The 22146-nt window shown below is 62.5% G+C and carries 21 protein-coding genes; 11 read left to right on the top strand and 10 right to left on the bottom strand.

The window, feature by feature from the left end:
* Window positions 1-8: 8 nt before the first annotated feature.
* From EG885_RS06245 to EG885_RS06220, 6 genes are all read left to right on the top strand, one after another.
* Window positions 9-1010 (top strand): dihydroxyacetone kinase subunit DhaK, encoded by a 1002-nt coding sequence (locus EG885_RS06245; RefSeq protein WP_131573622.1) that lies wholly within the window; start codon window positions 9-11, stop codon window positions 1008-1010.
* An 11-nt stretch (window positions 1011-1021) separates the two neighbouring features.
* Window positions 1022-1681, top strand: a complete 660-nt coding sequence (locus tag EG885_RS06240) for a dihydroxyacetone kinase subunit L (protein ID WP_131573630.1) — start codon at window positions 1022-1024, stop codon at window positions 1679-1681.
* Window positions 1682-1702: 21 nt separating this feature from the next.
* Complete coding sequence (locus EG885_RS06235; RefSeq protein ID WP_131573621.1) at window positions 1703-2749, top strand: aldo/keto reductase; 1047 nt, start codon at window positions 1703-1705, stop codon at window positions 2747-2749.
* Window positions 2750-3260: 511 nt separating this feature from the next.
* Complete coding sequence (locus EG885_RS06230) at window positions 3261-3752, top strand: Gfo/Idh/MocA family protein (protein WP_242679530.1); 492 nt, start codon at window positions 3261-3263, stop codon at window positions 3750-3752.
* On the top strand, window positions 3703-4626 hold the full coding sequence (locus EG885_RS06225; protein WP_131573619.1) for an HNH endonuclease: 924 nt from the start codon (window positions 3703-3705) through the stop codon (window positions 4624-4626). The genes EG885_RS06230 and EG885_RS06225 overlap by 50 nt, the downstream gene beginning before the upstream one ends.
* Window positions 4627-5075: 449 nt before the next feature.
* Window positions 5076-5999, top strand: a complete 924-nt coding sequence (locus EG885_RS06220) for a LysR family transcriptional regulator (RefSeq protein ID WP_165571057.1) — start codon at window positions 5076-5078, stop codon at window positions 5997-5999.
* Here the strand turns inward: EG885_RS06220 and EG885_RS06215 are convergent.
* The 10 genes from EG885_RS06215 to pip all read right to left on the bottom strand — a co-directional run bounded on the left by EG885_RS06215 (window position 5953) and on the right by pip (window position 17740).
* The gene (locus tag EG885_RS06215) at window positions 5953-7332 is read right to left on the bottom strand and encodes an MmgE/PrpD family protein (protein WP_207392213.1); all 1380 of its coding nucleotides are present in this window, start codon (window positions 7330-7332) and stop codon (window positions 5953-5955) included. The genes EG885_RS06220 and EG885_RS06215 overlap by 47 nt on opposite strands.
* A gap of 3 nt (window positions 7333-7335) precedes the next feature.
* Window positions 7336-8241 carry a serine hydrolase domain-containing protein gene (locus EG885_RS06210; protein ID WP_131573617.1) on the bottom strand — a complete coding sequence of 302 codons (906 nt, stop codon included), beginning with the start codon at window positions 8239-8241 and terminating at the stop codon, window positions 7336-7338.
* Window positions 8238-9020, bottom strand: coding sequence for an ABC transporter ATP-binding protein (locus EG885_RS06205; protein WP_131573616.1), 783 nt, complete (start codon window positions 9018-9020; stop codon window positions 8238-8240). The genes EG885_RS06210 and EG885_RS06205 overlap by 4 nt, the downstream gene beginning before the upstream one ends.
* Window positions 9020-9880: an ABC transporter ATP-binding protein gene (locus EG885_RS06200; protein ID WP_207392214.1), complete on the bottom strand. Its 861-nt coding sequence runs from the start codon at window positions 9878-9880 to the stop codon at window positions 9020-9022. Before EG885_RS06200 ends, EG885_RS06205 begins: the two co-directional genes overlap by 1 nt.
* Window positions 9876-10787: a nickel transporter permease gene (nikC, locus tag EG885_RS06195; protein WP_131573614.1), complete on the bottom strand. Its 912-nt coding sequence runs from the start codon at window positions 10785-10787 to the stop codon at window positions 9876-9878. Before nikC ends, EG885_RS06200 begins: the two co-directional genes overlap by 5 nt.
* A 5-nt stretch (window positions 10788-10792) precedes the next feature.
* Window positions 10793-11845, bottom strand: a complete 1053-nt coding sequence (locus tag EG885_RS06190; RefSeq protein ID WP_131573613.1) for an ABC transporter permease — start codon at window positions 11843-11845, stop codon at window positions 10793-10795.
* 74 nt (window positions 11846-11919) lie between these two features.
* A complete protein-coding gene (locus EG885_RS06185) occupies window positions 11920-13521 on the bottom strand; it encodes an ABC transporter substrate-binding protein (protein WP_131573612.1) in 1602 nt (533 codons plus the stop codon).
* Between the two features lie 36 nt (window positions 13522-13557).
* Window positions 13558-14982 (bottom strand): amidohydrolase, encoded by a 1425-nt coding sequence (locus EG885_RS06180; protein WP_131573611.1) that lies wholly within the window; start codon window positions 14980-14982, stop codon window positions 13558-13560.
* Window positions 14983-14991: 9 nt separating this feature from the next.
* On the bottom strand, window positions 14992-16776 hold the full coding sequence (locus EG885_RS06175) for a S9 family peptidase (protein ID WP_131573610.1): 1785 nt from the start codon (window positions 16774-16776) through the stop codon (window positions 14992-14994).
* A complete protein-coding gene (pip, locus tag EG885_RS06170; RefSeq protein WP_165571056.1) occupies window positions 16763-17740 on the bottom strand; it encodes a prolyl aminopeptidase in 978 nt (325 codons plus the stop codon). The genes EG885_RS06175 and pip overlap by 14 nt, the downstream gene beginning before the upstream one ends.
* 881 nt (window positions 17741-18621) lie before the next feature.
* Here pip and EG885_RS06165 point away from each other — a divergent pair.
* The 5 genes from EG885_RS06165 (at window position 18622) to EG885_RS06150 (ending at window position 22145) form a co-directional block, all read left to right on the top strand.
* Window positions 18622-19014, top strand: a complete 393-nt coding sequence (locus EG885_RS06165; protein WP_131573608.1) for a hypothetical protein — start codon at window positions 18622-18624, stop codon at window positions 19012-19014.
* 57 nt (window positions 19015-19071) lie between these two features.
* Entirely contained in the window at window positions 19072-19332 is a 261-nt protein-coding gene (locus tag EG885_RS23050; RefSeq protein WP_207392215.1) for a hypothetical protein, read from the top strand.
* A gap of 56 nt (window positions 19333-19388) precedes the next feature.
* Window positions 19389-19727, top strand: a complete 339-nt coding sequence (locus tag EG885_RS23260; RefSeq protein WP_242679529.1) for a hypothetical protein — start codon at window positions 19389-19391, stop codon at window positions 19725-19727.
* Between the two features lie 439 nt (window positions 19728-20166).
* Window positions 20167-21225: an ABC transporter substrate-binding protein gene (locus EG885_RS06155; protein WP_131573607.1), complete on the top strand. Its 1059-nt coding sequence runs from the start codon at window positions 20167-20169 to the stop codon at window positions 21223-21225.
* Between the two features lie 74 nt (window positions 21226-21299).
* A complete protein-coding gene (locus EG885_RS06150; protein ID WP_207392212.1) occupies window positions 21300-22145 on the top strand; it encodes an ABC transporter permease in 846 nt (281 codons plus the stop codon).
* The last annotated feature ends 1 nt before the right edge of the window (window position 22146 follow it).

Below are 22146 nucleotides of genomic sequence, written 5' to 3'. Positions count from 1 at the left end.
GTAAGCCAATGAAAAAATTCATCAACAATCCCGAGGATTTCGTCGACGAGATGCTGGAGGGTATCTATCTTGCCCATCCCGAGGTGACCCATGTCGGCGACGACCTGCGCTGTTTTGTGCGCTCTGATCCCGTGCCCGGCAAGGTGGGGCTGATCACGGGCGGCGGCTCTGGGCATCTGCCGCTGTTCCTGGGCTTCGTGGGCGAAAACATGCTGGATGGCGCCGGTGTGGGTGGCGTCTTTCAATCGCCATCATCAGAACAGGTGCTGGAGGTGACGCGCCATGTCGATCAAGGCGCGGGCGTGCTTTACCTTTATGGAAACTACAGCGGCGACCTGATGAATTTCGACATGGCCGCAGAGCTGGCCGATCTGGAGGGCATCGAAACCATGACCGTGCTGGGTCGTGACGATGTCGCGTCGTCAGTCGTCGGCGAAGAGCACAAGCGCCGTGGCGTCGCGGGAATTTTCTTTGCCTACAAGGCTGCGGGGGCTGCGGCTGCCGCCATGAAGCCGCTGGCCGAGGTGGCGCGGCTTGCGGAAAAGGCCAGCGACCGCACGCGGACGATCGGGGTGGCCCTGTCGCCATGCATTGTCCCGGAAGTGGGCAGACCCAGTTTTCAGATCGGCGCGGACGAGATGGAAATCGGTATGGGCATCCATGGAGAGCCCGGCATCACCCGCAAGAAGCTGACGCCCGCAAACGAGATGGTCGACGAGATGATGGCGCGCATTTTGGCCGAGCACAGCTATGACAAGGACAAGGACGTTGCCGTTCTGATCAACGGGCTGGGTGCGACGCCTCTGGAGGAGCTGTACGTCATCTATCGCCGCACCGTGCAGGTGCTTGAACGGGCGGGCGCTCGGATCCGGCATGTTTTCATCGGAGAGTTTGCCACGTCGATGGAGATGGCCGGGGCATCCATCTCGGTCCTGCAGCTGGACGATGAACTGGAACCTCTGATCGCCATGGGTGCGAACACGCCGTTCTTCAAACATATCGCACGCTGACGGAGCTGATGATGGAAAAATTGACCGCTCATGACATTCCGGTGCTGTTCGCACGCCTGTCCGAGGTCTTTGCAGAGCAGAAAGAGGCTTTGATCACCCTGGACGGGCAGGTGGGCGACAGCGATCTTGGCCTGACGATGGCGAAAGGTTTTGCCGCCGCCGACAAGGCCGTGGCCGGGCTTGACGATGCGACGATCGAGGCGCAGCTGAAGACAGCGGGCGCCGCCATTGCCCGCGCCGCACCCTCGACCATGGGTACGCTGATGGCGACAGGGTTCCTGCGCGGCTCGGCTGCGGCCAACGGGTGCAGTGAACTCGGCACGGCCGAGATGGCGCAGTTCTGGTCGTCATTTTGCGATGGGGTCGCGCAACGGGGCCGTGCACAGGTCGGCGACAAGACTGTTCTGGACGTGCTGCACCCCATTGCCCGGACCATGGAGGACCAAGCCAGGGCGAAAGCGGCCCTGCCGGATGCGCTGGACAGCGCCCATGCCGAAGCCGTGATCGCCTTGGAGGCCACCAAGGATCTGGTGGCCCAGCACGGCAAGGCGGCGGCCTTTCAGGAAAAGACCCGCGGCATTCAGGATGCGGGCAGCACCGCCGCGGTCATCCTGATCGAGGCGATGGCCAATTTCGTCCGCAACAATGCGGCGAGCCCCGCCGGATCCTGACCGCAGGACAAGGAGAGCGACATGGAATATCGGATCTTGGGCCGCAGCGGCCTGAAGGTTTCTGCCCTTGCCATGGGCACATTTTCCTTCGGAGGCAGGGGGCCGTTTGCCGCCATCGCCAGTCAGGGCGTCCCCGAAGCTGCCCGATTGATCGATTGCTGCATCGATCACGGGGTCAACCTGATCGACACGGCCAATATGTATTCGACGGGCCTGTCCGAAGACATCGTGGGCGAGGTTCTGGCAGACCGCAGTCAGGACATCCTGATCTCGTCCAAGGCCCGGATGAGGATCGGCGATGGTCCCAATGACGAAGGTGCCAGCCGCTGGCACCTGATCCGCGAATGCGAGCGTTCCCTGAAGCGGCTTCGCCGCGACCACATCGACATTTACCATATTCACGAATGGGATGGGCAGACGCCTGTCGAGGAAACGATGGAGGCGCTGGACAGCCTGATCCGGCAGGGCAAGATCCGCTATGCGGGTTGCTCGAACTACACGGGCTGGCAGGTCATGAAGTCGCTGATGGCCAGCGAACGCGCCAATTTTCAACGCTTCGTCACTCAACAGATCCACTACACCCTTGAAGCACGCGAGGCGGAATATGAACTTCTGCCGCTTTCGGTCGATCAGGGCATTGGCGTCACGGTCTGGAGCCCGCTTGCGGCAGGGCTTCTCAGCGGCAAGCATACACGTCAGCAACCGGTGGCCCCGGACAGCCGGCAGGATCGGGGATGGAGCGAGCCGCCCATTCGTGATCAGGACCGCCTGTGGCGGATCGTGGATGTCCTGAACGAGATCGCCGCAGCCCATGATGTCGAAGCTGCGCAGGTGGCATTGGCCTGGACACTGACCCGCCCGGCGGTTTCGTCGCTGATCGTCGGAGGCACATCGGTCGAGCAGTTCGAAGCGAACTTCCGGGCACTGACCCTGAAGCTGCTGCCTGAAGACCTCCAACGCCTGGATGCCGTCAGTCGGCCGCCCCAGATATATCCGCTGTGGCACCAATCGCAGTTTGCAGCCCCACGCTTCGGGGTTGCGGATCAATCAGTCGCCTTCGAGGATTGAACCTTTTGATGGTTCCGCCTTGCAAGAAATGTCGACGGTCAGTGGCAGTGGCAGTCGCTGTGGAAGTGGATGGGGATGGGGATGTGCAGAGCCGTGTGCAGGGGTACTTCCGGCATTCGGTCGATCATGTTCCCGCGCCGGCGAAACGCCTTTTCTTTGCCGATGTTCACAGCGGTGATAGGGAGGCGCCACATGCGCGCCGCAGTGATTTATATGACGCTTGGGGAAACGGGAGGAGCCCGAAGCAACACGCTGAGGTCAGTTCATCCTCGTTGGTGATGCTTCTGAATCGCTAAATCGATCTGCTAATGCATTAGCATCAAACGTTCAGATCGGGGGTTTGCAAGTGCGTGGGCGCGAGGAGCGATGTCTTCCAGACGGCTGGGTCCAGCTGAGGGACGTCAGGTCCACTCTTCAGAAGCCTTGTGTCAGACCGGCTGCAGTCATGGATGCGCGCTGTATGGTTTGAGCAAAAGCCGTTGATGCGGTCGGCGGAGGTGACATGAAAACAGTGGCAATCGTCGGCCTTGGGATGGCTCTGGCGCCGCATATGGCGAGCCTTGCCGATCTGAGAGGCCGGGCGCATCTGGCCTATGCGGTCGCGCGCAGTCCCGCCCGACGGGCCGCGTTTGACGCGACCTATGGCATGGCTGCAACGGCTGATCTGGACGCTGTTCTTGCCGACCCTGCCGTGGATGCGGTGATCCTGCTGACCCCGCCCGACACCCACCACGATCTGGGCGCGCGCATCCTGTCTGCGGGCAAGCACGTGCTGATCGAAAAGCCCGGCGGGTTGGTGACCGACGACACCCGCTTTCTGGCGGACCGGGCAAAAGCCCTGGGCCTCTTCGCCGCGCCCGTGCTGCAGCATCGGTTCCGACCGGCTGTTCGCGCAGTGGCGGTTCAGCATGCTGCCTCTTGCCAATGTCAGCACGAGTGGCTTGCATGCCTGAATGGTAAACTTGGTTCTGATGCACAAGGCAGAGTCGATCTACGAGGATGAGCTCGACTCTGCCTATGATTTCCCACGGTCTTATCTCAAGGCTCTTGAAGCGGCCGTGGGCGACTGGATCATCTATTATGAGCCCGTCAAGGCAGGGGCACGTGGCTATTTTGCCGTTGCCAAGATTGCGCAGGTCATCCCAAAGCCAGGTGTCGCAGGCCGATATCTCGCGTTGATCGAAGCGCGAAGCTATCTGCCGTTTGACAAGGATGTGCCGCGGTTGCTGAACGGCCAGCCTTTCGAAGCCAGCCTTGCTGACGCGGCTGGGGCTCCCCTCAAGGGCGGCGCTGTCCAGCTTGCCGTGCGGCGTCTGTCAACGGGCGATTTCGCCCGGATCGTCGATTTTGGGCTGCCACAGGACCTCGAGTGGGCCGAGGCGCACAGATACGACAAGCATGCAGCAGGGCTGCAGGAAGAGCAGCTGGTGTTCCAGCGGCCCGTGCTGGAACGCCTCGTACGCCGGAAGTACCGCGATGTCGCCTTCAGCCGCAGAGTCAGGGACGCCTATGACTATCGCTGTGCCATGTCGGGGCTGCACCTGCGCAACGGCGGCGGGCGGCCCGAGGTTCAGGCAGCTCATATCCGCCCGGTGGAGATGAATGGCAGCGACTCCGTGCGCAACGGCTTGGCGCTGTCGGGGACCTTGCACTGGATGTTTGATCGCGGGCTGATATCGGTTGCCGAGGACAGCGAGACGATCCTTGTCTCGCAGAACAAGGTACCGGTTGACGTGGTGAAGCGGCTGCTCCGATCCAATGGGAAGCTGATGAGACCGACAGACCCTCGACACCATCCCCACCCCGAAAACCTGCGCTGGCACCGTGAGAATGTCTTCGGACAGGGTGTGTCTGACGGAAAGCTCCTTTGGGACTGACGCCTCGGCGCGCTATGCAAAGGCGGCAAGGTCAATGCCGGAGGGCCCGGATGCAAACCCCGATTTTCCGAGATGAGCTGGAAACTTTGCAGGACAATGCGATCGTAAATGAAGCTCTGCCCGAAGGAACCAGGAAGGGGGCATTGAAGGTCGACTGCCGGGTGCCTACGATGGTCTCTGCTACTACTTGGACAGCAAGTTCACGTCTACTGTTGAGTGGCGTCATGTGCGTCTGGATTTTCCAGTCCAAAGGACGCCCGTGGCCGACTGGCCGCAGCATTCGTAACTGGACTGCTAATTTCAATAGGCTGCCAAAGTTGTCATTCGTCTGACTGAAAGGGTCTGGCGGCGGAAATCTCGTCGTCGTCATGAGGTCGGCGTCGCACGTCCCATCCTTGGGTAGCCAAAACCGGAAGATCCTTCGCGAAAGGTCGAGACAGGATGACGATTTGATCAATACAGATCTTTTCAGAGACTTTCTGCACCTGGTACAAAGCCGCAACTTCTCGACGACGGCACGCGACCGCGGCATGTCGCAATCGACCCTGTCACGGCGCATTGCGACTCTCGAAGACTATGTCGGGGCCGATCTGTTCGACCGAGGGATCCAACCGGTCGCCCTGACCGAGGCTGGCGAGATGCTGCTGCCTTTGGCCCAGGACATCTTGGAACGCATGGAAGAGGTCCGTGGTATCGGCCATCCCGACGCGCGACGGCCCGACCAGAAATGCCATCTTATCGCATTGAGTACGCTGGCGTTGCATTTCTTTCCTGACTGGCTTGCCCAATATGCTGCGGAACCTGTCTGGCAGGTGGACCTGCTGAACACCGAGCCGTTGCTGGCCGCTAATATTCGCAATTTCCTGCTCGGCCAGGCCGAGTTCCTCCTGACCTTTGCAGACGACCGGGTTCCCGACCTGCAAGCGTTGCGTCATCACCGCTACATCGTTCTCGGGCATGAGACAGCAGTCCCGGTCACGCGCCCAGACGCACAGGGTGGCCCGCTGTGGCCGCTGGAGGGCGGGGCAGAGATTGCCTATTGCGGCTATACCAAGGGCAGCTTCTTCCAGCAGGCTCTGGCACCCCATTTCGACAAGCTGGGGGCGCGCATCCGCAAGGTACGCGATAATTCGATGGCGGCGGTGATCCACGGGCTCGTTCGCCAAGGGCACGGGATGTGCTGGCTGCCCAGCGTCATGGTCGAGGATGACCTTCAGTCAGGCGTCCTCGTGCGCGCCGGAGGGCACGAATTCGACCTCGAGACCGAGATTCGGCTGTATCGATCGCACAACATGGGTCGCTATGCCCAAAGCATGTGGGGTGCGGTCAGCGCGGGTCATCAGATCTGCCGAAAAGCAGTGCGTATGGCCTGAGGTCGGATGCCTCGTCCAGCGCCATCAAAGCGTCATGCACGCTGCCTGCCCAAGGCGCATAGTCGCAGCAGGCATGGAACTTGTCTTTCATCGCGGCATCGGGAAAAGGCTCGCGCAGATCGCCGCGCGGGAAAAGCCGTTCGGCGCGGTGCGTATCCCCCGATACCATATGCAGCGTGATCTGGTGAGGCAGCCGGGTGCCGTCAGTTCCCGCCTCGTCTTCGGCACTCCACGAGGTCATGCTCAGACGCGAAAGCAGCGGGTCGTGCCGGCGGGCGGCGACAGCTCCGGCGGTGAAGTCATTCAACGTCAGTTTGCCACTGCGCAGGGCAACCGCGATGCAATAGTTCATTGAAAAGCGGGCCTGCATTTCGTTCTCGGGATGCGTGTAGGGCAGGTTGCGGTGGTTCGCGATGCCGACCTTGACATCGATAGCCTTGACATGGTCGGCGTGTATGGGGGCTGCGTTGCGCAGATCGGCCAAGGCATCGACGATCAGATGGGTTGATCCGCAACAGGGATGCAGCTTGGGAACCACGCCGTCAGTCTCGATCACATGGACCGTGGTGGCGTCGATGGCGTCCGGGACGTAGCCGGTCGTTCCCCGGCCTCGGAACATTTCGGCAAAGCCCTGGGAACCTTCGAAGGCCTGCGGGCTGCCCTCCAGCCCGGCCATCGCCAGCCGAGCAGCCTCCACGGCATTGCGAGCGGCGAGGCCCGCATGGAAGGGTTTGGCCGGGGTGCCGAACTGACCTTTGGTCCCGCAGGCAAAGCTGCAGGCCAGCGTCAGGGCACGGCGCAGTCCTTCGGCATCGCCGCCCAGAAGATGCGCCACCCCGGCCGCCGTCCCCACCGATCCCACCGTCGAGGTGCCGTGCCAGCCGGCCGCGTAATGGCCGGGTCCGACGCCGGCTCCGACAAAGGCCTGCGCCTGCAGTGCCACAAGATAGGCATCGACCAAATCGCGCCCCGGCCGCGCCCTGTCGCAGACGGCCAGCAGCGCGGGCACGATCACCGCTGAGGCATGCGACATCCCGGGTGTGAAGTTGTCGTCGTAATCCAGCGCATGCGCCGCCGTGCCGTTGACCATCGCGGCCATGGCGGGATCGGCATCCCCCCCCGTTACCAGCCATGCCATGCCGGGGGCATGGGCCGCGCCTGCGACCTTGCGGACCGTCGCGTCATCCCGTCCGGCATAGAGGCAACCAATCGCATCGGTAATCGCCATCCGAGCCAGCCGTCGGCCCTCGGGCCCGGCGGCAAAGGGGCCTCGATTGTGGCGGGCATGCAGCCACAGGGCCATGCGGCCCGCGATCGTATCGTCATGGATCATGGCTTAGTCCAGATGTTGAAGGATTGCGGACAGCAGTGACCCGAACTGGAATCCCGAGACGGTGTCGCCCCTGTCTGTATCGACGCGGTGCAGGACGATCGCATCGCGGTCAGGCATGACAAGCGCGTAATGCCCGCCTGCGCCGATGGCCATGAAACTTCCTTTGGGCAGCACCACATTCGGCAGCCCGCAGCCGTCGCGTTCCAGCCACCACATATAGCCATAGGCGCCGCGCGGCCCCGCATCGCTGTTGCGAAGCGTGCAAAGCTGCGTCCAGCTGGCGGGCAGAACCTGCCGCCCCTCCCAGACGCCGCCCTGCAGATACAGCTGGCAGAACCGCAGCAGATCACGATTGGACAGCCGCAGCGGATAGGCATCATGGCACGACTGCGCGAAGGTCTCGACCCAGGCATCGGTGCCGGGACGGAAATCCTGCAACCCAAGGGGTGTCGCCAGATGCCCGGTGAACCCCTCGGCGACGCTGTGTCCGCTGGCCTTCACATAGATCGTGCCAAGTGCATTGAAATCCCAGTTGTTATAGCACCAGAAGGTGCCCGGCGCATGGGAATGGCGACGTTCCTTGATCATCCCCATCCATTCGGTCTCGTAGCCCGCCGGATGATAGATGCCCGAACGCGCGGTCAGCAGGTCATAGACGCTTGCCTGCCGCTCGACCGAAGACAAAGGATCCTTGTCGTCGATGCCAAGGCTTTCCAGCGTGGCACCCAGATCCAGACGCCCGGCGTGCACCTCGATGCCGATCAGCGCGGCGAGGATGCTCTTGCGGATCGAATGGCACAGGAAGCGGTGGTCCTGCGGGCCGAAGGATCCTGTGACCTGGCCACTTTGCCAGACCGTCAGGGCGGCGGTGGGCTGGCGATCGATCAGGGATTTCAGATCGTCGATCATGCGGCATCTCCCTCCAATGCGGCGGCGAAGGACGCGCTGGCGTCCAGAAATTCGCGTGTATAGGGATGTTGGGCCTGACCGTTTCGCACGGATTTCGAGGTCATTTCCTCTATAATGCGGCCATGCTGCATCATCCCGATGCGCTGGCAGACATGAGCGATGACCGCCATGTCATGGGACACCAGCAGATAGGTCAGCCCCCGGTCGCGCTGGATCTGGGTCAGCAGGTTCAGGATCTCGGCCTGCACGGAAACGTCCAGCGCGCTGGTCGGCTCGTCCAGCAGCAGAACCTCGGGTTCCATGATCAAGGCCCGGGCGATGGCGACGCGCTGGCGCTGCCCGCCCGACAGCTCGTGCGGAAACCGATAGCGAAAGGCGGGGTCCAGCCCGACCTGCACCAACACCTCGTCGATGCGCTGGCGCTGGCGATCGAAACCATGGATCTGCAAAGGCTCACGCAGCACCTTCTCGACCATCTTGCGCGGATGCAGGCTGGCATAAGGGTCCTGAAACACCATCTGCACCCGGCGCAGGAAATAGGCACCGCGTTTCGCATTGGGCTGTTCCTTGCCCTCCAGCAGGATCGCGCCCTCGTAATCGGCGTTCAGGCCCGCGGCGGCGCGCAGCACGGTGGACTTGCCACAGCCGGATTCCCCGATCAGCCCATAGCATTCGCCCGGCGCGATGCGAAAACTGACATCCTTGACGACATGGTGGCGGTCGTCCTCGTCGCCGAAGGACACGTTGAGATTGGCGGCTTCCAGAATGGGTCGGTTCATCAGTGATCCTCCAACCGAAAGACCGGTCCGTCCAGCCAGTCGGGATCGCGCTGCGGGACCCGCAAGGTCTCGACCTGCCGGTCGAGGCGCGGCAGGCTGCCCAGCAGGGCACGGGTATAAGGATGGCGGGCGCGGCGCAGATCCCTGGCGGCGATCTCCTCCAGCACGCGGCCCGCATACATCACCAGAATGCGGTCGCAGAAGCTGGCGACAAGGTTCAGGTCATGGCTGATCAGGATCAAGCCCGTGCCTTGCGCCTGCACCAGTTCGTCCAGCACGGACAGCACTTGCCGGCGCACGGTCACGTCCAGCGCCGAGGTCGGCTCGTCGGCGATGATGATGTCGGGTTCAGGGATCAGCATCATCGCGATCATGATGCGCTGACCCATGCCGCCCGAGACCTCGTGCGGCAGCAGGGAAAAGACGCGTTCGGGGTCGCGGATATGAACCGCCTCCAGCATCTTCAGGGCGCGGTCGCGGGCGGTGCGCTGATCGGCCTTGTGGTGGACGCGGTAAGCCTCGACGATCTGCTCACCCACCCGCATCAGCGGATTGAGCGAAAATTTGGGATCCTGCAGGATCATCGAGATGTGGCGCCCCCGGATCTGGCGCATGCGCCGCTCGGACGCGGCCAGCAGATCCTCGCCGCGATATTGCAGCTTGGTGGCGGTGACGGTCGCCGAGTTGGGTGTCAGTTTCAGCAGCGCGCGACCGGTCTGGGATTTGCCCGACCCGGATTCGCCCACGATGCCCAGCTTTTCGCGTCCGACGCTGAAGGACACGCCGCGCACCGCGTCGCGGCCAGTGCGGTTCCCGGCAAAGCGGATGCGCAGGTCTTCGACTTGTAGCAGGGGATCAATCATGGCGGGGGTCCAATACGTCGCGAAGCCCGTCGCCGGCCAGATTGACGGCAAGGCTGGTCAGAAGAATGGCGATGCCCGGCACGGCGGCGACCCACCACGCGTTCATCATGAATTCCCGACCCGAGGATAGCATCGCGCCCCATTCCGGGCTGGGCGGCTGCGCGCCGAGGCCCAGAAACCCAAGACCCGCCGCCGTCAGAATCACGATCGCCATGTTCAGCGTCACCCGCACGACGACCGAAGGCAGGCACATCGGCACCACGTCCGACAGGATGATGCGCAGGTTGGACGCGCCCTGCATCCGCATTGCCGCGACATAGTCGGACTTGCGGATGGTCAGCGTCTCGGCCCGCGCCAGGCGGGCAATGGGAGGCCATGCCGACAGCGACAGGGCGATGACCGCGTTCTCGATCCCCGGGCCAAGCGCGGTCACGAAGGCCAGCGCCAGGATCAGAGAGGGAAAGGCCAGGAACACATCGACGATGCGCATCAGCACCAGATCCAGCCAACCCCCGAAATAGCCCGCCAGCGTGCCGACGATCAATCCGACCGGGGCCACGATCACGGCCGTCAGCACGGCGATGTACAGGGTGATCCGGGTGCCGTGGATGATGCGCGACAAGATATCGCGGCCCAGTTCGTCCGTGCCCAGCCAATGTGCGGCCGAGGGCGGCAGCAGCCGTGTGGAAAGCGATTGCTGAAACGGGCTGTACGGCGAAATGACGGGCGCCAGCCAAGCCACCAGCACCAGGATCAGCAGGAAGACCGCCCCGGCCAACGCCGAACGGTTGGCCGCGAAACGTTTCCATCCCAGCACGAATTGCTGCACGCGGGCCTGTGTCGCCGTGGCGGGGACCGGCGCCCGCAACCAGCCTCGCAAGCTGGGTGTGTTTGTCGTGTTCATGGATGTTACCGGGTTCTGGGATCAAGGACGCGGTAGAGCACGTCGCAGATCAGGTTGATGGTCACAAAGATCAGGCCGATGATCAGCGTGCAGCCGACGACCGCATTCATGTCGCCCGCCAGAAGCGCGCTGGTCAGATAACGGCCAAAGCCGGGCCAGGCGAAGACGGTCTCGGTCAGCACGGCGCCCTCCAGCAGGAAAGCATAGGACAGCGCAACCACCGTCAGCACCTGCACGGCAATGTTGCGGAAGGCGTGGCGCCAGACGGTGCGGCGCCAGGACAGGCCCTTGACCCGCGCGGTGATGATGTATTCCTGCGTCAGCTGCGCCGCCATGAAGCTGCGCGTCATGCGGCTGATATAGGTCATCGCGCCAAAGGCCAGGATCGAGGCCGGCAGCACGATATGGGACACCGCATTGCGGAACGCATCCCAGTTTCCGGCCATCGCCGTGTCGATCAGCAACAGGCCGGTACGCTGCTCGAATCCGTATTCGTGGATAAAACCGATCCGCCCCGGCCCCGAGACCCAGCCGAGCCCCGCATAGAACACCATCAGCCCCATCAGCCCCAGCCAGAAATTGGGTGCCGAATAACCGATCAGGCAGACCGTGCGGACCAGATGGTCGATCCAGGTATTGGCATACATGGCCGAGATCACGCCCAAGGGCACGCCAAGGCCGGTGCCGATGATCATGGCCACGGTCGCAAGCTCGATCGTGGCGGGAAAGACGCGGGCGATATCCTCCAGCACCGGGCGGCCCGAGGTCAGCGAGTTGCCCAGATCCAGCGTCAGCGCGTCGCCCAGATAGTTCAGGAACTGGATGAACAGGGGCCGGTCCAGCCCCAGTTCCAGATACACCCGGTCATAGGCCGCCTGCGGGGCGTTCTCGCCCACGATCTTGATGACCGGGTCCAGCGGCAGCATCCGACCGATGAAAAAGGTCAGCGCCACCAGCCCCAGCAGCGTCACGCCGACCGAGCCGATGGTCAGCACAGCCCCGCGCAGCTGTCGCTTGCGGCGTCGGGTCAGATATCCTTTGGGCGCTGCCACCTGCATGGTCGGTTCTCCTTTCTTTTCAGGGAACCGCGACGCCCGGCGGGCATCGCGGTCAAGCATCGCGGTGGGGCCGCTTACTTCGAGACCATGTTGTAGAAGGCCTTGAAGCCATGCGCCGTCCAGCCCTGCAGCGCGGTGCGATAGGCGACGTTCTGACTGGTCTGGAACATGAAGACCTGCGGGCCTTCCTGCATCTGGTCCAGCTGCAGCTGGCGATACAGTTCCTCACGCGTGTCGACATCGGGTTCCAGCAGCGCTTCCATCACGCGCTGGTTGTACTCCTCCGAGAAATAGGCCGAACGCCAGCTGGGATATTGGGTCAGCTGCGCTTCGGCGGCGTTGTCGGGGTTGTAGATCTGGCGCGAGGCCATGCCATGCGCATCCCCGACCGAGGTCTGCCAGCTCATCACCGCCATCTCGAACTCGCGGCCCCGCACGCGCGAGAACAGCTGCGCATTGGCCATTCGCTCGACCGAGACATTCAGGCCGACTGCCGCGGCGTTTTCCTGAAAGTGCTGGCCGATGGGCATGGAATAGGGATGGGTGCCCAGGATCAGCGAGATGTTTGTGCCCTCGTCGATCCCCGCCTCGGTCAGCAATTCGCGGGCGCGGTCGGTGTCCAGCGCGAAGGGGCGGCCCTCATCCTCGGACAGGGCGCCAAAGGCCCCCAGCTGCACCGGGCTTTGGCGAATCACGCCGATATTGCGCAGGAAGCTGTCGCCCATCGCGTCATAATCAAGCAGATAGCGCAGGGCCAGCCGCACGTTCGGGTCGGTGAAGGGGCCGAATTCGTTGTTCAGCGCCAGATAGGTCAACTGGGGTTTCAGCGTGGTGGCGACCTCGATGCCCTCCATCGCGGAGACATCCGCGATATCCTCGGGTGTCAGGTCGCGCGCCACGTCGATGTCGCCGCTGGTCAGCATCAGGCGCTGCGTACCCGCCTCAGCCACATGGCGGATCAGGATGGTCTGCATGCCGGGGGCCTCGCCCCAGTAATCCTCGTTGCGTTCCAGGATCACGACCTCGCCTGGGTTCCAGCGTGCCAGATGATAGGGGCCAACGCATTCGGTGCGGGTGGCCAGATACTGGTTGCCAAGATCGCCATCGACCTCGTTTTCCATGATCGTGTCGCGGTCCAGCATGGTCGCCACCGGATAGGCGGCAATCGCCTGCAGCACCAGCGAGGTCGGATAGGCCTGATCGAACTGCATCACCAGCGTGGTGTCATCGGGCGCTGTAATGCGCTCGGCGGCGTTCTCGGCGGTAAAGCCGTATTCTGTCAGCGCGGCGGCGGCGCCCAGTCCGACGTTCAGCACGCGGTGCAGCGACCACATCATTTCTTGCGCGGTGGCCGGGTTGCCCGAGGGGAAAGTCAGCCCTTCACGGATCTTGAAGGTCAGCGTTGTGCCATCCTCGGACACCTCATAGCTTTCGGCAAGACCGGGCAGGATGTTCGTTTCATCCTCGGGGGCGTATTCCATCAGCCTGTCGCAAGTGTTCGACAGCATCTCGATGGTGACGACCTCGCCCACCTGCGCGGGATCGAAGGTCGAGATGGCGTCGATGTTCCACGCCATCACCATGACATTGGGCGGCGTTTCGGCCACGGCGGACAGCGGCAGGGCCGCCGCCGCGACCGCAAGCACCGAAGACAGCATCCGGGTTCTCAATTTCATCTGGGTCTTCTCCTTGTTGGGTCGTTTTTTGGTTGTTCAGGCGGCAACCGGTCTAGGCTGCAGGGGGGGCGCGACCTCCGCCGGGATCGGGCAGATATAGGGCGTCGCGGCCAGCCGCGCGTCCAGATCGGCACGGGCGCGGGTCAGCAGGTCGGGATCGGTCAGGCAATCCTGCGCGGTCGCAGCCATCACCTTGGCCACCCAGGTCATCGCCTTATGGGCCTGCGCGGTCTTGCCCTGTGCCGTCACCTGCCAGCTGTGGCCGGGCGTGCCGATGGCCAGCGTCGCCGCATGGGCCTGCACCGTGGGCACGATCCAGCTGACATCGCCGACATCGGTCGAGCCGATCATCGGATCGCGCATGGTGCCGCGCGGCACGATGAAATCGCATAGCGCCGTGTCGGCGGGCGTCAGGCCCGCGCCGCGATAGGCGCTGGCGATGTCGCCGGATGTCAGCGTCGCCTGAATTTCGGCGGCAAAGGCGCGGTCGGCCTCATCGAAAGGCGGCGGGCCGAGGCGTTCAAGATTGGCCTGCATGGTTTCTTCCAGCGGACCGTTGGGCAGCAGGTTCGACACCGCGCTCATGATCGAGATGGCGACCTTGGTGTCGGTCATCATCGCGGCACCTTCGGCGATGCGCTTGACCCGCTCGTTCAGCTCGAACATGCCCGGCAGGCTGGTCGAGCGGATGGCAAAGCGCAGCGTGGCGCGGGCCTGCACAACGTTCGGGGCGACCCCGCCCGCATCCAGAAAGGAATAATGGATCCGGCTGTCCTGCGGCACATGTTCGCGCAGATATTGCACGCCGGTGCACATCAGCTGCGCCGCATCCAGCGCCGAGCGGCCCAGATGGGGCGCGGCGGCGGCATGGCTGGCGCGTCCGGTAAAGGCGAAATCCATCCGCGTATTGGCCAGCGACAAGGCGGGGGCCACCTCGTTGAAGCAATGCGGATGCCAGGTGATTGCGGCGGCCACGCCGTCAAAGGCGCCCTCGCGCGCCATGAAGGATTTCGCCGCACCGCCTTCCTCGGCAGGGCAGCCATAGTATCGCACGCGTCCCGGCGTGCCCGTATCGGCCAACCAATCCTTGAGCGCACAGGCCGCCAGCAGCGCGGCTGAACCCAGCAGGTTGTGCCCGCAGCCATGGCCCTGCCCATTGCCAGGCAGCGGGCGCGGCTCTGCCACCCCGGCCTCCTGGCTCAGGCCCGGCAGGGCGTCGTATTCGCCCAGAAACGCGATGATGGGGCCGCCCTCGCCTGCCTCTCCAATGACCGCCGTCGGGATGCCCGCGACGTTTTCCGTAACGCGAAAACCCTTGTCCTTCAGCATCGCCGTATGCTCGGCAACCGAGGCATATTCGGTATAGCAGATCTCGGGCATGCCCCAGACGCGGTCGGACAGGGCGATCAGGTCCGGGGCGTGGCGGTCCACGCCGGTCCAGATGTCGGCTTTGTTCTTCATGGTCTCTCCTCAGAGCTCTTTGGCGATGAAACCGGCCAGCGTCCCGAAGACGCGGCGGATGTTGTCGATGCGCTTGAAGCCGTGGCCCTCATGCGCGATGCGCAGGAAATCGCAGCGCTTGCCCAGCCCGAACATCAGCGAGTTGATGATCTCGCTTTCGCAGGGCGGCACGCGGGGATCGCGGTCGGCATGCACCATCAGCAGCGGCGCCCGCACCCGGTCGATCCTGTTCACGGGCGAGATGCGCCGCAGCAGGTCGGCGTCCTTGTCCGGGTCGCCATATTCCGCCACCCGGATCATCCGCGCCCAAGGACCGGTCGCCATCAGATGGGTGAAGAAGTTGCCGATACCGTAAAAGTTGACCCCGCAGCGCCACAGGTCGGGATCTTCCGTCAGCGCGGCCATGACCATATAGCCGCCATACGACCGCCCGAAGACGGCGCACCGGGTCGGGTCCACGTCGCCCGCGCCGGTCAGATGCGCGCGAAGGGCGGTCAGATCCGACAGGCTGTCCAGCCGCTTTTCACGGTCGTCCAGCCCATGATAGGCTCGGCCATATCCCGTCGATCCCCGCACGTTCGGCGCCACGACCATGATGCCTTGCGACACCAGCCACTGAACATCAGCGCGCCATTCGGGGCGCCACTGCATCTCGGGGCCGCCATGGATGATGAAGACTGCGGGCCAGCCACCCGCAGGGCAGGCGCCCCGTGGCGTATAGGTGAAATAGGGGACCGACAGACCGTCAAAACTGTCAAACCGCGCAAGGTCGGGTTCGATCCCGTTCTCCAAAGACTTTGCACCATGCAATGTAAGGCAAGGGCCCCCGGCAAGCGGAATCTGGAAGACTGCCGGAGCCGATACAGGCGAACCGATCGCGCAGAGGGCGGCATCATACCCTGCCGGAACCGTCAGGCCGCTGACCACGCCGGGCATTGGCAAGGCCAGAGCGCGCACCTGCCCTGACGCAAGATCGACGTGATCGAGTTGGCTGAAGCCGTCGCGGTTGACCGTGACCACGATGCTTTTCTGATCGGAAGACAGGGCAAAAGCCTCCAGATCACAGCCCTCGATCTGATGGACGCAGCCCTGAACGACGCCGTCCGAAGCGAACCGCCACAGCGCCATCCGGTCACCGTCCAGATCGCAAAGGGCCAATCCACCACCCGCCTTCAGCATCCGCGCCGCCGCGAACCTGACCCGGTGGGGCGCCTGCAACACTGGCATCCGACGTCCCGACGCAATCTCGACCAGATGCAGTTTCTGATCGCTTCCTGCGCCCAGGATCAGGCGCACCAGCAGGCTTTCACCATCGGGGGAAAAGCCCAGAACCTCCTGATGACCTGCCGGCGTCGAGACTGGGGTGACGGCACGCGTCGACAGATCCATCACCTGCAGATCCAGCCGGTCCTTTTGTGGCGCATTGGCCGAATAGGCGATGCGCGCACTGTCCGGTGAAAACGCGCCCCACATATGCACGGTCATCGGATCCCGGGTCAGTGCCTGCACCTTGCCCGTCGTCGGGTCCAACAGGTGCAACTGCCACCGCTCGTCGCCACCGCAATCTGCGGTGAACAGGATGCGATCCCCGGCGGGATTCCAGGCAAAGCTGTTCACCGGTTCAGGGCGGTCGGTCAGCGGCCGCGCTCCGCCTGCATCCGACATCCACAGCTGAGGCATGCCGGTAGCATCGCTGATCCAGACCAGCGTCCCGGTGCCGGGCGAGCGGGCCGGGGCACGGCATGACGGGATGTCCAGAAGCGGGACGATTGCAGCCGGGTCAATTGCAGACATGGGTGGTGATCCTCTCGGCCAACCGGTCAGAGGCGGCGCGTTGCGCGGCCAGCATGTCCGGAGATGGTGTATGATTTGCGCAGGTGACGATTTCGAAGCGCGCTTCCGGCCAAGCCTGATGCAGCGTCCAAGCCGAAGTCATCGGCGTCACCATGTCATAGCGGCCCTGCAGGATTTCGGCTGGAATATGGCGGATGCCGTCGATCCCGGCCAGCAATGCCCCTTTTGGCAGAAAGGCATGGTTCATGCAGTAATGGGTAAAGAGACGCGCAACCGGAAGGTACTTCTCGGGGCTTTCCAGCAGCCGCGCGACATGCGCCGCATCGGGCCCGAAGGTCTGCGTCCGCGCCGAAAAGTTGCGCAGATGCCAGCCTGCCAACCGAGCGACCTCAAGATTGGGCGACATCAACCGGGTATGATATGCCTGCAGCAGATCGTCGCGTTCGTCTTCCGGGATATGCGCAGCGAACGGGGCCCAATGGTCGGGAAAAATATGGGCGACGTCATGAAACCACCAGCGTATCTCTGACGGCCGCGCCAGAAAGATGCCATGCAGACGCAAAGCCAACACGCGATCCGGGTGTGCCTGAGCATAGGCCAGCCCTAGACAGCTTCCCCATGAACCGCCTGCGACCATCCATGCATCAAACCCGAACAGCGCCCGGATCGCCTCAAGATCGTCGATCAGGTCGACCGTGGTATTTCCCCGAATGTCCGCCAGCGGTGTGGACTGACCGGCACCGCGCTGGTCGAACAGCACAATGTCATGCTTTGTCATGTCAAAGCCGTCCAGCGCTGAGCGGGTCAGCCCTCCGCCAGGTCCGCCGTGTAGAACGACCGTCGGGATCGTCCCGCGTGTGCCGTGCCGTTCGATATGAAGCTCATGGCCCCCTCCCACCCGAAGGCGGTGCGTCGATCTTTCGAGAGCATTGTCATCCGGTCGTGATGAATTTGTGCATATCATAGCTGAATTGCTAAGGGGGAAATGTGCCGCTAGCCCAATGCAAAATTTGCATGGGCAACCCGTTTTGTGCATGGGGCTGCGACGAGACTGCTCTTATCTCTTGTTCTGTGGGTTATACGGTTGATTCAGCCGGCTGCTTATTGTGTGTGCACAGACCAATTGGCTACGACGCAGGCGGCAAGGGCAAAAAAGAAGCAGTATGCTCAATTCGTGCCCCATCAGTTTAAGCTTCTCGGTGCAAACTGTATTCAAGCCTTTGACGACGGGTTCGGCCGACGCTCTGCATAGGGTGGTTTCAGAGAAGGTTAGACAGCAGGTCCATTCCCTCCGCCATTTGTTCATTTTATTGAACGAATTAAGGTATTTAGATGAGAAATCGGGTTCCTTAACGTGACACATAAGGTGACACACCGTGGTTTTACCACTCGACTCACGGGCTTTCCGCTTATCTGCCAAATCCATCCAGAAAAAGAGCAATGTCTGGTGCTTCCGCCGCCGCGTGAAGGCTGGGTGCGAAGGTCTGCACAGGGATGCGAAGGGCAAGCCGCACTCGGTGCTGTTCTTCTCCCTCAAGACTAAGGATCAGTTGGAGGCGGCCAAGAAGGCCAATGAACATGTCCGCAGGCAGGATGCTCGCTGGGCCAATCATCTCGACGGTGGGTCTGACGGGGCAGGGGATCCTAAGGCTGCGCTGGGGCGTCTGGAAACTGCGGACCTGAAGCGGGGCGATGGGCTGCGCGATCGAAGCGTTCCTGCGCTTGAGGACATAGTGCAGGCCCTGACGGGGGGGGGCCTGCGAGCCGGGAGAATATCGCCCAGCACCAGACCCCCAAAGCAGGCTGACCCTTGACCTTCTGATGGCCAATCAGAGGCCCCGGACGTTGAGCGAAGATCAGAACAAGCATAGTGCCTTGGGGAAGGGCCCAAGGAACAAAACCGCCCTGCAGCAGTATGACCGGCCATGGTCGGTGCTCACGACGATCACCGGAGATGCCATCCTGACCGATATCCGCACTGAGCATGCCAACCTGTTTGTTAAAAAGCTGCGTGAGCGGGGCATTACTGCCGGAACGACCTCCAATTCCGTCGACCAGATCAAGCCTGTGTTCGACACGGTGATCAGGGAGTTTGAGCTTGGTGTCCCCAACCTTTTTGAGAGTCTGACCATGACTGGGAAAGGCCTTGAGCAGCCCATGAGCGGCTGCCCTATGCCCTGTCCGAATGGCAGGCCATCTGGCGACGGTGCACGGAGGACAAGCAGACATGAACCTTAGAAAACGCGTGCGCGAACAGCGCTTTCCGATGATGGCACGTCCCTCAGAATTCGCGCCATGGATCTGAAAGACGTTCTTGGCGAGATCGAGCCCGGCGATGGGAATATCTTCCATCGACATCCCGCCTCTGTGGCGATTTTGACAACATCACCTTGCCACATTGCAATGCCGTCGGGCGGGGGTGTCCACACCATCAAAATGGATCGCTGCGTCCTAGAACACCGCAGGGCGGCCGATGCCGCGACGAACACCCGCATGGCCTGTCGCTGGCCCTCAATATCGGCTTTGTCCTTGTCGGCGGTCTTGTCGCCGCGTTGATCCGGCTGCTGCCGACTGAGTTGAGGCAGGGGTTTCTGCTGTCACCAAAGACGCCGATGGGACGGGCCGAGTGGGTCTCGATGGGGCTTCTGGCCGGCGCGATCCTGATCGGCAGCATCGGGGCCGCCATCGCGTATCAGAACGGCCCGCCCGCAATGATCGGGGCCTTCGATTTCGCCTATGTCGGGTTTTCGGTCATCTGGGGCATCGTGTTCTTCAACGAGACGCCCGACCTGATTGCCTCGGTCGGCATGATCTTCGGCGCTGGCGTCTTGTCATGCGCCGGTGAGGGTCGGGAATACCGGGCATTTGCGGAATGTCCAGATCGTGACCATTCTGGAGACCGTGACCAGTCCGGGGGGCGTTGCCTCCGAACCCGAACCCGAACCCGATAAGGCCTTCTACATCTTCGACAGCCCGGGTCATTGGATGACGACCGCGCCCAGCATGACCATCGCCACGCCTGCCCGACGCTGGATCACCTTGGGCCGCCCGCCAAGAGCCTCTGATCCTCGGCCCCCCGGATGAAGATCAGCGACGCCTGGTCGATCGTGTGCCGTGTTTTGCAGCGCGGATGGGAACAAACGGCCTGTAAATAATGCAGACAGCGGACCAGCCGAAAATTCTTGCCAAAATCTCTTCATGAATTTCCGGAACGGGATCTAACCTGACTTACAGCGCAGGGAGGGCGACTTTGCCCGATGAGACTTTGCCTTCGAGCACTGTTTCACCCTCTTCTTCAGGTTGGCGTGCCAGTTGTCATCGACGATGTGGTGGACTGCACCTGAATGATGCGCTCGCCCTGTCGTCACGCTTCAACAGCGAGGTCTGGACATGTGCGATAGATGCGGAACCACCTATAACTCGATCATGCAGGCAAGCCGCCGCGGCTTTCTCAAGGGCGGTGTGGCGGCGGCGGCCAGTCTGGCCATTCCAGCCGGGCTGCTTGCACCCGGTCAGGCAGCCGCCGCGGGCCTGACGACGATCAAGGCCACGCATGGGGCCGGGCTTTGCAATCTGGGCATCTTTCTTGCCAAGGAACGAAAGCTGACCGAGGCGGACGGGGTGGAGCTGGATTTTGTCGTGACCCCGACCACGACCGACGTCGTCACCTTGTTCGGCGCGGGCATGGTCGATGTCTCGGTCATTCCCTATTCGAACTTCATCACGCTGGTCGATGCCGGAGCGCCGGTGAAGATGGTCGCGGGCGCCGGTGTCGAAGGCTGCATCCTTGTCGCGGCCGAGGGCATCCGGTCTGCCGCCGATCTGAAGGGTAAATCGATCGGCACCTTTCAGGCCGACACGCTTGAGGTTCTGGCCTATGACTACATGGCAGCGGGCGGCGTGTCCTTTGCTGATGTCGAGATAAAATATTTCAACACATCGCCGGAAATGGCTGCCGCCTTCGTCAACGGCGCCATCGATGCCGTGTGCCACATCGAACCCTATGCCACGCAATGTCTGGAACAGCGCGCCGGATCGACGGTGCTGACCGACGGTCTGGACATCTATGGCCAGGGATATGCCGATTGTGTTCTGGCCGCGCGCACCCAGTTGCTGGAAGACAACCCCGGTGCGGTCAAGGCCGTGATCAAGGGCATGATGGTGGCGCAGCAGCAATCCGAGACCGACACCGCCAAGGCCCTGGCGGATACGGCAGGCATCTATTACCGGACCTCGCTTGAGGCGCTGACGCTGGCGCAGTTCCGTCAGCCGGTCAAAATCGACCAGCGCAGCAACACCCAGTTCTTTGCCGACCGCTCTGCGTCCATGAAGAAGATGGGCTATGTCCGCAATGACCTGCCGCCCGAGGCGGTGGATTGGTCCCTGCTGGACGAGGTGATCGCCGAGAACGCCGATCTTTACGCCTCGCTGCGCCTCAAGTCGGCCTGATCCAAGGACATCCCATGACAGATGGAAACGCGGACGCATCCCGCGACAGATCGATCACATCCAGGGTTCGCCCGATGACACTGCATCGCGGAATTTTGAAGCAGGTCGCCCCCCTGCTTTGGTCCGTCGCATCGCTGTCGATTTTCGTCGGCTTGTGGGAATTTGCGTGGTGGCGGGGTTGGGCGGACCCCCTGCTTTTGCCGCCACCGCATATCTTCCTGGCCAACCTTTCTGAACAGTTCCGCTTTTTCGACCCGAACGGCGATCGCGCAGGCGCACTCAGCGAGGGCGGCTCGATCTGGTCGGTGCTGGGGGTGATCGGCTGGACCTCGCTGCGCGTCACGACAGGGCTGATCCTTGGATTTGTGCTGTCGCTGATGACCGGACTGGCGATCCGATACTTTCGGATCTTCGGAAAGCTGACATTGCCGATGATCACCATGCTGGCGCCGATCTCTCCGGTGGCATGGATCCCGGTCGCCGTCTTTGTCTTTGGTATCGGCAATCCTCCGGCAATCTTTCTGGTGCTGATCGCGATCTATTTCGTGATGACGCTGGCGACGCTGTCACTGATCGACAACGTGCCGAAAAGCTATGTGCAGCTTGCGCGGATCATGGGCTGCTCCAAGCGGCAGATCTATCGCCATGTGATCCTGCCCGCGATCCTGCCGGATCTGTTCGTCACGCTTCGCATGAACCTGTTCGGGGCATGGATGGTGGTGCTGATTGCCGAGGCCGTCGGCGTCGGGTCCGGCCTTGGGCAGATCACGATGATGGCCCGCAACACCTTCAACGCCAATCTTGTTTTCCTGACGATGACCCTGATCGGAATCACCGGCTTTCTGTTCGATCAGGCTTTGAAACTGATTCAGCGCAAGGTTCTGTGGTGGATCGGTCCTGGCAATCCTGGAGGAATCTGAG

The sequence above is a fragment of the Paracoccus nototheniae genome, assembly GCF_004335005.1.
GTDB lineage: Bacteria > Pseudomonadota > Alphaproteobacteria > Rhodobacterales > Rhodobacteraceae > Paracoccus > Paracoccus nototheniae.
The sequence above is the reverse complement of the archived record's forward strand: the minus strand, read 5'-3'. Positions and strand labels throughout refer to the sequence as shown.